At 50.9% G+C, this 13,282-nt stretch carries 8 protein-coding genes; 5 read left to right on the forward strand and 3 right to left on the reverse strand.

The window, feature by feature from the left end:
• The first annotated feature begins 238 nt into the window (after window positions 1–238).
• A complete protein-coding gene (locus tag FS806_RS00190) occupies window positions 239–2,578 on the forward strand; it encodes a beta-propeller domain-containing protein (RefSeq protein ID WP_144931958.1) in 2,340 nt (779 codons plus the stop codon).
• Window positions 2,579–2,758: 180 nt separating this feature from the next.
• Here FS806_RS00190 and FS806_RS00195 read toward each other — a convergent pair whose 3' ends face one another.
• From FS806_RS00195 to FS806_RS00205, 3 genes are all read right to left on the reverse strand, one after another.
• Window positions 2,759–5,833 (reverse strand): CBM96 family carbohydrate-binding protein, encoded by a 3,075-nt coding sequence (locus FS806_RS00195; RefSeq protein WP_144931960.1) that lies wholly within the window; start codon window positions 5,831–5,833, stop codon window positions 2,759–2,761.
• 397 nt (window positions 5,834–6,230) lie between these two features.
• A complete protein-coding gene (locus FS806_RS00200) occupies window positions 6,231–6,860 on the reverse strand; it encodes a fumarylacetoacetate hydrolase family protein (protein WP_144931962.1) in 630 nt (209 codons plus the stop codon).
• Window positions 6,861–7,039: 179 nt separating this feature from the next.
• Complete coding sequence (locus FS806_RS00205) at window positions 7,040–8,314, reverse strand: CapA family protein (protein WP_144931964.1); 1,275 nt, start codon at window positions 8,312–8,314, stop codon at window positions 7,040–7,042.
• Between the two features lie 273 nt (window positions 8,315–8,587).
• On the opposite strand from FS806_RS00205, the gene FS806_RS00210 reads away from it, so the two are divergent.
• The 4 genes from FS806_RS00210 to FS806_RS00225 all read left to right on the forward strand — a co-directional run bounded on the left by FS806_RS00210 (window position 8,588) and on the right by FS806_RS00225 (window position 12,837).
• On the forward strand, window positions 8,588–10,684 hold the full coding sequence (locus tag FS806_RS00210; protein WP_144931966.1) for a BglG family transcription antiterminator: 2,097 nt from the start codon (window positions 8,588–8,590) through the stop codon (window positions 10,682–10,684).
• 23 nt (window positions 10,685–10,707) lie between these two features.
• Window positions 10,708–11,151 carry a PTS sugar transporter subunit IIA gene (locus FS806_RS00215; RefSeq protein ID WP_144931968.1) on the forward strand — a complete coding sequence of 148 codons (444 nt, stop codon included), beginning with the start codon at window positions 10,708–10,710 and terminating at the stop codon, window positions 11,149–11,151.
• Window positions 11,152–11,256: 105 nt separating this feature from the next.
• Window positions 11,257–11,520: a PTS sugar transporter subunit IIB gene (locus FS806_RS00220; RefSeq protein ID WP_144931970.1), complete on the forward strand. Its 264-nt coding sequence runs from the start codon at window positions 11,257–11,259 to the stop codon at window positions 11,518–11,520.
• Between the two features lie 21 nt (window positions 11,521–11,541).
• Entirely contained in the window at window positions 11,542–12,837 is a 1,296-nt protein-coding gene (locus tag FS806_RS00225) for a PTS ascorbate transporter subunit IIC (protein WP_144931972.1), read from the forward strand.
• Window positions 12,838–13,282 lie beyond the last annotated feature (445 nt).

A 13,282-nucleotide genomic window follows, 5' to 3' on the forward strand; every position in this document is an offset into this window, starting at 1 on the left:
CTTTCGGCGGGAGGGCTTTCTTTAACCCCTTACAATCCCTCTAAATATCGACCTCATAATGCCAACGAACTAAAAAGCTCCGCTTCTTTTGGCCCCGCTCCCCGGTTATTTCCTTCACCCATTATCTTTTTCTGCCTATCAAAGAGCTCTTTTCTTTTTCACGTTTTTTTGCAACATTTTACCAGCCGGGCCCGTCTAGGAGGAAAAATAAGCAATTTTTTCTAGGAGGTCGATTCCATTGAAAAGATTACGGCGGATTCCGATTCTGCTGATGATTTTGGCGGTTTGCCTGATTTCTTCCTCATTCCAGGCATCCGTTGTCGAAAGCAGCGGATATCCTGTAGTCCTGAACGGGGAAACCGTTTATTTTGAAACCGCTCCCTTCCAAACAGGCGGAACGATGATGGTGCCGATGAGGGAATGGGCAAATAAGCTCGGGGCATCGGTCGAATGGGATGCTTCCACTCATTCGGCGACCGCTGTTCGGGAAGGAAAGGAATGGAAGGTCTCCGTTAACCAGACAACGGCATACCGTAACGGGACTTCTCATGAAATGGAACAACCGGCTGTGATTAACGGCGATCACTTGATGGTGCCCCTGCGGGCGATGAGCGAGGGACTGGGGTATATTGTGAAGTGGGACTCGGTGGGAGAACAAGTACTGGTGGATGACGAAGGTTTATTTCTTCCCAAGGTGGGGACCTATGACAACCTGAAGGCTTTGCTTGCCGCTACCGTTCAGAAGGAAGAAACCAATCTGAAGCTGCAGGGGGACTCTGCCTTAATTAAATCCCCCATGGCGATGGAATCAGCCGCTGTGGCAACGGGGGGCTCAAGTGCCGATTTTTCCGGAACCAATCTCCAGGTAGAGGGTGTCGATGAAGGAGACCTTGTCAAAACGGATGGAGAATATATTTATCAGGTCAACGAGAACCGGGTGATCATTACTTCGGCGGTACCCGCCACCGATATGAAGATTCTGTCGACCATCGACCTCAATGACGTTATCCATCCGGCTGATATCTATGTGGATGACCGTTTCCTGGTAGTAGTTGGCTCCGCGCCTGTTGAAAATAGAGTGCTGCCGATGACCAAGGAAAAAGCGCGAACCCAGGACTTGGTAATGCCGGCCATATTCCCGAACTCAACCAAAGCGGTGGTTTACAGTCTTGAAAATAGAAGCAATCCGGCCCTCGTTCGGGAAGTGGAGCTGGAAGGCAATTACGTCGCCTCCCGTAAAATCGGCGACAGCTTATATTTTGTCACACAACAATATCTGAACGCTTATGCGATCCTAGAGAAAGGCCAAGAAACCCGGGCACCGCAGTATAAGGATTCCGCCCAATCGGAAGAGCCTATTGAAATCGGATATGACCAAATCACTTATTTCCCGGATTTCTCCGGATCGAATTACTTGCATGTCGCCGGATTCCGGTTAGACAAAGGAACTGAACCCGTTAATGTGTCAACTTATCTGGGGGCGGGCGAGCAGGTCTACGTATCGCTTAATCATCTGTACGTGACCCGGACCCAATATGACAAAGACGAGGCTGCAGCCTCCGAGAGCACGGAGCAGAGCATGAAGCTGCGGCTTCCTTCCCGCCCGCTTAAGGCTAACAGCCAAATCTTTAAATTCAGGCTGGATGAAGGAGAGACCCGTTATGTTGCCAGCGGAACCGTTCCGGGGACTCCTATCAACCAGTTTGCGATGGACGAATACGAAGGCAGGTTCCGAATTGCGACGACGACCGGAGATATGTGGCGGAACGATGAGCATACATCCAAGAACAACCTATATATTCTCGATGAAGCTATGAACGTAACGGGTAAAATAGAAGGAATAGCTCCGGGAGAACGAATTTATTCCGTTCGATTTATGGGAAATCGCGGCTATATGGTCACCTTCAAAACCGTGGATCCGTTGTTCGCCTTCGATCTGTCTGATCCGGCCTCGCCTGAATTACTGGGTGCGCTTAAAATTCCCGGCTACAGCGACTATTTGCATCCGTATGACGAGAACCACTTGATCGGCTTCGGCAAGGAAGCCGTGGAAGTCGTCGAGAAGGACGCCTCAGGCCGGGCTGTAGGCCAGCCGCAGGCCTATTATCAAGGGATGAAGGTGGCCCTGTTCGATGTGAGCGACATTACCCGGCCAATCGAACTGTTTAATGAGACGATCGGCGACCGCGGCACGGAATCGGAACTGCTCCACAACCATCGGGCCCTGCTGTTCTCTAAGGAGAAAAATTTGCTGGCCTTCCCGGTAACGGTGGCTGAGGTGAGCGAGAACAAGAAGAATAGGATGGATGTAGTCTCCCATGGCGATTTTGTTTTCCAGGGGGCATATATTTATTCCCTTGACCCGGTGAACGGCTTCCAACTGCGGGGCAAAATTTCGCATCTGTCCGAGGAGGATATGGCGAAAGCGGGACAGTACTGGTATGACAGCCGCAAGAATGTGCAGCGCATTCTTTATATCGGAATTACTCTGTACACTTTATCCCCTTCCGAAATCCGGGCAAATGACCTGCAGACTCTGAAGCCGATACAGAGCATTGCCATTCCGCCGGGAAGCTGATAATACGATTGCAGGAGTAATTCCGGCAATAAACGAATTGCAGTTAAAGATGATTGTTGCACCGTTACAATAAAAAGGGCCGGTTATTCGGATTCGCACGTCTTTCACCCGAACGAATCCGTTAACCGGCCTTATAATATTGCCGATGCAATAAGTAATCCCTCAACCCTGCGATTTCGATTAACGCAGCTCCAGATACGGTGAATGTCGGGCGTTCTCTATGCTGTTAATCCTGACTAACGAACCGGCTGCGCTCTCATCGAGCAGCATGAACGAAATCTCTCCTTCGGCAGCCTCAAGCCCCGACAAGCATCCGCTAATCTCCAACTCGTACCAGCCTTCGCCGTTTATCGTCACCGAACCGCAGTTAACCGCGTTACTGGCTTCAGGAGCCGTATTCCAGGTCAGGTCTCGGCCGGCCCATGACTCGCCCGAGAAGGCGTATATTGTTAGCGGCACAGAAGATTTCCCTATTTTATCGACATACCAGTGAAGCTTGGCTGTAACATAGGATCGGGCCGAATCTTCCGGCAGGATTGCTTTCATATACCCGATTCTCTCATGCTTGACGGCCGCCCCTTTTGGATGCTCGCCTACCTCAATCCATTTGTCGTTTCCGAAGGTTTTGTTCGCTTGCGGACCGCTTCTGGCATAAGTATCCTCCGTTATCGGCACGACTTCAGCTCCGGCGGACGGACGCCTTACTTCAATAATATAACGGCTGGCGGAGCCATCCTCCGCTTTAACCTGCACCGCTATAATACTTCTTCCTTCGGGCACGGCAATCGGGCCGGACGGCTGCCCGCTTTCAACAGGTTGCCCGTTGATAGTCAACTCGGACGCTTCATCCATCTCTGTTGCAGTCACTCTCAGTTCATATACGCTCTCCGAAACGGTAACGGCGTATGCCTTCGTATCCGGATGAAACACGGGGGATAGGGTTTCTTCGCCAACCTGCAGGCTGCTTAGATAAGAGTTTGTGGAATAAAGCTCCGCCGTATGCGGACGGTCGTACGCCTTGGCCCAATAATAGCCCGGAGCCATTATTCTTCTCGGCTCAAAGCCGGCCTGCTCTCCGGCATCGATTCTTTCGGATAAGGCGCTTCCCGTCCCGTCCGCTCCTGTGACGAAATCAACATATCTACCGCCGGCATAGGTGAACCGGCCGTGTGCGGAAGCGGCAATTCCCTCTCCCGTCTTATAATCGACAACCTTCAATGACACCTTAACTCCCGTACCGGAGGGCTCTACCGTCATGCCGTCAATGATCATCGGCTTCAGCTCCGTGCTTCCTGTAGTAGCCGGCACAGCATCGGAAGCCGGACCGATATTTCCCTGCAAATCGACGGCAGCCACTTTGTAATAATACGTAGTATTCGGAAGCAAGCCTTCATCCGTGAAGCGCAGTGAGCGGGACGTCCCGGCCAGGTTCCATGGCCCCGTCTCAAAGCTGCTTTCCGTACCACGGTAAATATTGTAGCGGGCGACCTCCAAATTATCGTAAGCCATTCCGTAACGCAGATCGATTCGCTCATGATTGAAGGCGGATGCTGTCGGCGGGGCTGTCAGGGCGGAAGGGCGTTCATTATCCGCAGGAGGCTCCCAATAGTACCGGTCCCGACTCCAATCCGAAGGAAGCTCGCGGACCGAGTCATAGTGATGCATCGCCATTCCGCCGAATGCCGGGCTGCCGGAGTAGGCTGCGTATACTTTGGCAAGCTCATTCTCCATGTAGCTTCTTCCCTCTTCCCGGAAAGTTATGGATGATGGGTCGCCGCTGTTGGCGATATCCAGCGTCTCCACAGCAATAACGACCGAGTTCGGCTTGCCGATGTTTTCGGCATAGGCCATCTCCCCCGCCACTTGGTGGATAAGTCCGACGGAACCGTCCGCCGTATCGCGATAATTCATAATCGCAATATAGTCGCTAATGTCCTGGATATGCTCGGACAGCCATTGGGTCGAGCCATTCCAGGGAATATCTCTGGCCTGATCCGATGAGTCATACCATCTTGGAATCGCGGGTCCGAAGGCCAGGTTGACGCCCGCCGTATCCCGGCGTTCAATCATTTTAGCCAAGACATCCAAGTATTCGATTTGCGCAGAAGGCGCGTCTGTTTTGAAACTCGGCATAATATATGGCTCAATATCGACATTGACCCCATCGAACCGTTCTTCCTTCTCCGATGCCAGTTGATAGCTCACAATTTTCTCCATTAACCGGACCGCACGATCGTGATATGGAGCCAGTGCTCCGAGATAGGGCGGCGAGGTTCCTCCTGCAATGCAGGCATGAACCTGATAGCCGTTGGCATGAGCCCAAGCAATGAACTCGCGTACCTTCCCCGGGTCATCCTCCAGGATATCCACCCCCGCATAACTGTCTACTGCAAGATACAGAGTGGTTACCGGCTGCGAACCGAAAGTTTCGGTATCCTTCGCCATCGCGTCCAGCACCTGGCGCGAGCCCGGATTCAGCAAGAGGTTGTAGGCCGCCGGCTCCCAAATCCAGATGGCTCTATCCTGATGAATAACCTTCACTTCTTCCTGGGTTCCCTTCCCGGATTTCACGTACGTTGTCATACTTCTGCCGATGTTGCCGTTGGAATCGGCCGCTCTCGCCTCCACGCTCAATGTTCGGTCTCCCTGTCCCGAGGAATCCCAGATATAGCGATACCTGTTCTCCTTCCCCAACGATTCGGCCCGATTCCATGGTCCCCCGTTAATTCTAACCTCCACATTTTCCACCGGATTTCGTCCATACGCTTCAACTTCTATCGGAACCTTCCCATGAACATAAGCTCCATCCGAAGGACTTGCAATGGTCACGACGGGAAGGCTTGCCGGCGGGTTATCCACCTTTAGCGTCATCCATTCGGACCAGACGCCGTAACGCGTTTTTCTATCGAGGCTTTTGGCCGCAATCTGAAATTCCCCGTCCATGGTTGCCGTATCCAGAATGTAATACCAATCACCCGAATCATTCCCATCCGGATCATTCATATGAACATCCGCAACCAAACGGCCGTTAACCATTAATTGAACTTGATAAGAGTCCGTATAGGTTCCCGATAAAGTGACCTTCCCTGCCGGTACCTCCTCGCCATCTTGATGTGAATCGATCGTTACGGCGGCTTCGGCCCGAGCTGCGGAAGGGATCAGCAGAACCGCCAAAGCGGTACCCAACAAGACAATCCATAGCATACTTATAGCCTTTTTCTCCCGATTCCCTACCCACTTCCAAGTACAAATCATTCTCATTCCCCTTTCAGTAAATTTGCCGTCAGCATGGTAAAGCGTTTTCAAAACTATGAAGCTCTCAATCCCTCCTCCGCTAACATTCTTTTTCTACGTTAAAATAAAGTCAGGCTGAGAGAAATCTTCTTTTCTTTTACTCTTATACAAATATTTGAATAGTTAATAAAATCATTACTTTCCATAGAAAAGGATAGCTCTTAAGTACACACAGCTAAATTAAAAAAAAGCCCCAAACGGAGCCCTACAATCCCCACAAAGTGACGTATGACCTTTGAAGCGTATTCCGGGTACTTTGCGGGGAGCCCCGGAACTGAAGATGAATAACCCGGTCATTCAAATACAAAGACCGCCTCATCATAGGGTCAAGTGACCGAGGCGGTCTTGTCGGTTAATTTCATTTAACAGAAATCAATATATCCCCCGCAGGCTCATCATTCCAGTAAAGCTGAAGCCTATCTCCATCCGCGACCGCACCGACACCCTCCGGAGTTCCGGTAAAGATCAAATCACCCGGCCCTATTCCATAATGCTCCGCACAGAAATCCACGATCCCCTGCAGGTCAAAGATCATACCCCGAGGCTGTCCGCTCTGTACCATCTGCCCGTTCTTCCGTAAGTGGAACGTACCCTCTCCGGCTCTTGCAATGCCAGGAAAAGCCCGAAACGGTCCAATCGGCGCCGATTGAAGAAAGCCCTTGGCCGGAAGCCAAGGCTGCCCTTTCGCTTTCAGTGCCGTTTGAACATCCCGCAAGGTAAAGTCTATCCCCAGAGCCATCTTGTCCACGAGCTCGTCCACGGAAATTCCCGGTTCATAAGAGCGTCCAATATGAATGACCAGCTCCGCCTCATAATGAATCTCGCCGACGCCAGAGGGAAGTCCGATAGTTCGGCCATCCATGGGAACCAGAGCGTGGCTTGGCTTCATGAACAGCATCGGCTTATCCGGAACGGCATTGCCTAATTCTGCGGCATGCAGGCGATAATTTCTGCCAACGCAGTATACATTTCTGATCTGTTCGAACATTGCTTCGGCTCCTCCTTTCGCAAAGCGGAATAAGCGTATGATTCTAAATATAGTTCGCACGGCCTTGGTTTCTCACATCAAAATAAGTGCATATAAGATCAATTTCACCATGTTCTAGGGCCTTGAGGCGCGACTTCCTTTACTCTTACTACACCTCAACCTGTTTACTACAAAGTCAGCTATTCCTCTGCGTGAATGTATCCGTCCTTATCGACAAAAGCCTGCCTCGATATGGAGGTCAATCGCTCGTAAAGCTGCTGCCCTTCTTGCTCTTCCATGACAACAGGCTTCGCCCACTGGGTAAAAATCGGCACGGCCTTAAGATCACAGCCGTCGGTCGAGCAGGTCGCCTCCAGAATGACGGTTTCGAGCGTTTTGGCGTTGTTATTCGTTGTGAAAATAAAATTCCCAAGGCTGTACGCGATCCATTTCCCGTTATATTGCTCAAAACCTTGCAGCACATGCGGATGTCCTCCGATGATTAAATCCGCGCCGGCATCTATATATCGATGGGCCAGATCGATTTGCTCCTGGTTAGGGTGGTCCTTACGCTCCTCGCCCCAATGCGCGATGACGATGACCAGGTCCGCCTGTTCCTTTGCTTTCTCAATCTCCCGTACCGGGCGGATATGACTGTAGGTGTCTGCCAATCCGGGCGACGCAAGGCCGGCTTTCCAAGAAGCATCGGGAACGACTTTCGTAAATCCGAGGAAAGCGATTTTGAGCCCGTTCTTCTCTACAATTACCGGCTGGAACGCCTCGTCCGCATCTCTTCCGGCCCCTACCCTCAGAATCCCCTGCTCATCCAGATGGCCGAGTGTATCCAGCAGCCCTTCAACCCCATAATCCATCGTATGATTATTCGCCAGATTGACCAAATCGAACCCCGCTTCCTTAAAAGCAGGCAGAACCTCCGGGGAAGAACGGTAAATATAGGTTTTATCCTTCTCCGCTGTCCCCCGGTCCGTAATCGGAGTTTCCAGATTGGCAATCGTTAAATCCGGTTTCTGCAGAAGCTCCCGGACATCCTGATACGGATACTCGTAGCCGTGAGCCGATAATAAATTATTCACCGTGCTTCCTAACAGAACATCCCCCACGAAGGACAGGGTCACCTGCTTCTTCGGCCCGTCTCCACGGTCCGGCTCCGCGGGAGGGGCGGATTCACCGCTATCCTCCGGGGACGGGGATGGTGATGGTGAGCTCACGGGCTCTTCGGAAGGCGAAGGACTCGGCATTGTAGAAGGCTTGGGAGAAGAAGCCGGATCTATAGCTGCCGCATCAGGCCCGCCCCCGGATCCGGAGGAAGGGGCGGATGACTGCTTTTCCATCCATATGTACAGTCCAATAATCGTTACAATCATAAGAAAAAAAAGAATGACGGTCGCTCTCATCATCGATTGATACATCTTCTTGCGCTGCGACATTTTTCTTTCGGTCCGTGAAAGATTCATAATTTCCCCTCAACCCGCTTTCGTATCATCCATAATCAATATTATACCAGAAAATACTGCCACTTTCTTCGAGATCCGCCAACATCCGACATCCCCGACCAAGAAACTTGCCGACTTATCAAAAAATATGACATCCGTATAATTTTGCAAAAATAAGGGGACAATGATTGCGCTGTTTCACAAGCATGGCATTAAGTATAATGACTAGCAAGAGGGTCGGATTCGTAAGGATAGAGGGGGTGCGGGACTATTCTGGACGAGAGGAGCACTTCCATTCTTGCCTTATTGCAAGAGAGGGAAGATTATGTACCATTGCAGGATTTGATGGATGCTTTTCATATATCCAAACGGACGGTTTATTACGATATGGGTAAAATCAACGAATGGCTCCAGGCGAATCATCTGGCTCCTGTTCACTATGTCCGCGGCGCGGGCTTCGTGCTTCCGGAGGAGTCCCGCAGGCAGCTGCCGGCCATTGCGAAAACCGTTCAGCCATCTCAGTATTATCTGTCCCGTAACGAACGAAAGGCCTGGCTGGGACTTCATCTGATCCATCGGACAGAGCCCCTGTTTCTTCAGGACATGGAGCAGCTTCTGAACGTCAGCCGCGGAACCGCCCACACCGAATTAAAACGTCTTCGGGAGGAATTGGCCGGCTTCAGACTGACGGTGACGTTTGACCGCAAGCACGGTTATATCGTCGAGGGGAAGGAGAAGGATAAGAGAGCGGCACTTTCGCATATTTTATCCGAGCTGTTATCCCATATCAGCTGGAAAGATTTCGTCCTGCAAATCCAGGGCCTGATCAATGCCAATCTGTATCAGGCTCAAGCCCCTGCCTTCCAAGCCGAGCAGCTATCTTCCATCTACGATATTATCGCCTCCGGGGAACGAACGATCGGGATGGAGCTGACGGACGAAACAATTCTGCAGTTGGCCGCCCGTCTATTGCTGTTTACGAACCGGCTGATTGAAGGCAAAGCCGTCACAATGGATCAGGATGAGAGAGCCGCCCTGCGGGAAACACCGCAATTTAAAGCAGCCTTACAAATTTCCCTGGAGCTTGGAGCCTTGTTCGGAATTGAATTTCCCGAGGACGAGATCTGTTATATAACGGTTCATTTATTGGCCGCCAAGGTCAACAAGCTGGGAGAACAATCGCATAATCCCGAAACCAAGAGGCTCCGCGAGGCCACCAGACAAATGATCGAAACCTTCGAACAGCTCGGCTGCGTTTATTTCCAGCAACGCAATGCACTGGAAGACCAGTTGTTCCTTCACGTGAAATCGGCCTTCTATCGGATCAAATATGATCTGAAAATCGAGAATCCCCTGGCGGATACGATCATGCAGAAATACCGGGAAGTGTTCGAGCTGACCAAGAAATCGGTGCTTCCACTGGAGAAGCTGCTTGGAAAGCCGGTGGATGACCAGGAAATCGCTTATCTGTCCATGCACTTCGGCGGCTGGCTGCGCAGAGAGCAGGTCGAGCCGGTGCAGGGGAAAACCGCCGCAATCGTCTGCGTTAATGGCATTTCGGCCTCGCGCATGCTTAGAATCCAGCTGAAACGCTTATTCCCCGCCATTGATTTCGTTGCCGTTCTTTCGCTGCGGGAGTATGAGAAATTTACAGAATGGGTTCATTTTATTTTTTCTACCGTTCCGTTGTCCGGGAGCAACGTCCCTGTGTTTATCGTCAATCCCATCCTGAGCGATGCGGAGAAAGTCCATCTGCTTAACCAGGTACAGCCTTATCTGGATGGAGGGAGCGAAGAAGGCCCCGGCCCTTCCGCACAGGCGATTATGGAGCTGGTCAAGAAGCATTCCAGCGTCCTTAATGAATCCGCCCTACAGGAGGAGATTCAGCGCTATCTGACGGCTGCCCGCAATCGGCCGATCCAGGATAACAGGCCGACACTGAAGGATTTGTTGACCCCGAACCGGATTGTTCTGTGCAAGGATGCTACGGATTGGCGCTCAGCCATAAAGATGGCCTCCCAGCCGCTCTTGAATGACGGGAGCATTGTCCGGCAATACGTTCAGGCCATGATCGATAAAGTCATAGAGCATGGTCCTTATATCGTCATCGCGCCTGGAATAGCGATTGCACATGCCAAACCGGAGGACGGTGTCGTTCGTACCTCCATGGCGCTTCTCTCTATTCGGTCAGGGGTTCCGTTCAGCAGTCTGAAGAAGCACCGCGTCCGTCTGTTATTTGTTATAGCCAGCCTGGACGGCGAATCTCATCTGAAGGCGCTGACTCAATTAACCGATATGCTCAAGGATGAACAAAATAGAATCTTGTTGGGGAATAAGAGCGATAAAGATGAAATAATGCGAATGCTCCATCAATATTCCTTTACATCATAGGACACACTAAGGAGGATTTTACCATGCGTTTTCTGGAACCAAGCCTGATTTCATTGGATGTCGAGGCTAAGAATGCCGAAGAAGCCATTCGTGCAGCCGGCCGGCTTCTGGTGGACAGCGGAGCTGCGAAGAATAGTTATATAGAAGCAATGCTCGCTTCCTACCGGGAGAAAGGACCTTATTTCGTCCTCGCTCCACGAATCGCCCTGCCCCATGCGAAAGCGGAAGACGGGGTGAATGAAGCTTCCGTCTCCTTCGTCCGGTTGAAACAGCCGATAGAATTCGGACATGCCCATAACGATCCCGTGGAGCTCGTCTTCGCCCTTGGCTCCTCATCTAGCGAAGAGCATATAACGCTGCTGCGCAAATTGACTACCCTGCTCAATAACCCGGCTAATGTGGAAGCTATGAAACAAGCTGCGACACCCGATGAGGTAAGTGCATTGCTCGCCAAGGCAGAAGCTTAACGGCCGGTGCTTGAACGTTTAGCCGAATGATATGCAGCTACTTTGCTCATTTAGCGAGAGTTAGGAAAATTAACCGGATTTTAAAAATACTTAGGAGGTTATCTTATGAAAATTTTATGTGTATGCGGACTTGGACAAGGAACTAGCCTGATTCTGAGAATGAACGTGGAAAATGTACTGAGGGAGATGGGCGTTCAGGCAGACGTAGAGCATACGGATGTATCCACGGCTTCCAGCATGTCGGCCGACTACATCGTGACCAGCAACGAGCTTGCCCAAAGCCTGCAAGGGCATTCGGCCAAAATTGTTATCGTTAATAACTATTTCGACTTGAATGAAATCAAGGAAAGCTTAAAGGAAGCCATGTAATTACTATAGGAGGAGTGTCCAATGGAAGTCATTTTTTGGATAGCCACTAACATCTTCGGTACCCCCGCTATTCTGCTTGGCTTTATCGTTCTGCTCGGCCTGCTGCTGCAGAAGAAAACGACCAGCCAAATCATCAGCGGGACATTCAAGGCGGTCATCGGTTTTCTTATTATCGGTGCCGGTTCCGGCGTTATCGTCAATGCCTTGAATGTATTCGAACCGATGTGGAAGGAAGTATTCGGGCTGCAAGCCGAATCACTGGGACAATTTCTCGGCCAGGAAGGGTTCAACGCCAGATTCGGCAGCGCCGTCACTCTTGCCATGCTGGTAGGATTTCTGATTAACGTGCTGCTCGCCCGCTTTACGAAATTTAAATATATTTACTTAACCGGGCACATGATGTTCTGGACCGCATCGATCTTTGCCGGAATCGTCGTTCATACCTCTGGAGATGTAGCTCAGTGGAAGCTTGTTCTTTTCCTTGCCGTCATCTTGGGACTGTACTGGACGCTGCAGCCCGCGGTAACGCAGCCTTTTATGCGCAAAATTACCGGAAACGACAACATTGCCCTTGGACATACTTCCGCCTCCGTCGCATTGTTGGGTGCGCTGTTCGGCAAATTGTTCGGCAATAAAAACAACGACTCGGAAAAAATTAAAGTCCCTAAAGGACTGGAATTTCTCCGCGATTCGAACGTCATTACCGCGCTGAGCATGGGTGTCCTGTTCCTCGTCGGCGCTGTCGTTATTGTTACGAAGGGGACACCGGGTGCCCAGGAGTTGGTGGCTCAAGCCGGAGAACAGAATTTCATCATGTACTCTATTATCCAATCTCTGACCTTCGCCGGTGGGATTGCCATTGTTCTGATGGGTGTGCGGATGTTCATCGGGGAACTGGTCCCAGCTTTCAACGGGATCGCTACCAAGATCGTTCCCGGTGCGAAGCCGGCGCTGGATGCTCCCGTAACATTCCCCTACGCTCCCAACGCGGTTATTCTCGGATTTATCGGAGCGTTCGTCGGCGCATTGATCTGGCTCGTCGTCTTAGGCAGCACCGTTGCTTATATTTTCGTACCGACCATGATTGTTCTGTTCTTCCACGGGGCAACGGCAGGAGTGTTCGGGAATGCAACCGGCGGAGTCCGGGGAGCGTTGCTGGGCGGCTTCTTTACCGCAACCATCGTAGCTTGGGGGCAATTTGTCATGGTTCGCTTCCTGATTTCGTCCACCATACCGGATACGGCGATGTGGGCGGCCGATTCCGACATGTTCGTTATCGGACCGATCATCCGTTTTCTGGCCCAGTTGTTATTCTAGGGCACTTAAAGTCCGTGAAACTTGACCATATCTATCGCTTCCTGCAATCACATTTATACAAGGATAAACGGCTACGTCCTTTGGACAGGGGCGTTTAACGATGAAAAATAAAAAAAGCTTCTAACGGAGCCTCTTCGAAGACGAATAACCCGGTTTTAAAGGTAGCCTTTTATGCCAATTAAAAAGTTTGTTCCATTTCAATGCTGTAATGAACTTAAACTTTCTAATGTGGTAAGAACAAGTATAAGGTAAAACTTATACTTTCCTATTTCTTTAAAAAAGAGTCTTACGGTGCCTTGTAATCCCCCACAAAGTAACACGTAACCTTCGAAGCGTATTCCTAGTACTTTGCAGGGAGCCCCGGAGTTGGAGAGGAACAACCCGGTTTTGGCGGAAGCTTTTTATAACGACAGGAAACAAGTACATCGCATTAAGGCTGTAAAGA

The sequence above is a fragment of the Paenibacillus sp. 32O-W genome (genome assembly GCF_007679495.1).
Classification (GTDB): Bacteria; Bacillota; Bacilli; order Paenibacillales; family NBRC-103111; genus Paenibacillus_L; species Paenibacillus_L residui.

Bases quoted from the DNA above. Each gene is read 5' to 3' on its own strand.
- FS806_RS00195 (WP_144931960.1), bottom strand. From the start codon at position 5,833: ATGATTTGTACTTGGAAGTGGGTAGGGAATCGGGAGAAAAAGGCTATA.
- FS806_RS00200 (WP_144931962.1), bottom strand. From the start codon at position 6,860: ATGTTCGAACAGATCAGAAATGTATACTGCGTTGGCAGAAATTATCGC.
- FS806_RS00205 (WP_144931964.1), bottom strand. From the start codon at position 8,314: ATGAATCTTTCACGGACCGAAAGAAAAATGTCGCAGCGCAAGAAGATG.
- FS806_RS00215 (WP_144931968.1), top strand. From the start codon at position 10,708: ATGCGTTTTCTGGAACCAAGCCTGATTTCATTGGATGTCGAGGCTAAG.
- FS806_RS00220 (WP_144931970.1), top strand. From the start codon at position 11,257: ATGAAAATTTTATGTGTATGCGGACTTGGACAAGGAACTAGCCTGATT.
- FS806_RS00225 (WP_144931972.1), top strand. From the start codon at position 11,542: ATGGAAGTCATTTTTTGGATAGCCACTAACATCTTCGGTACCCCCGCT.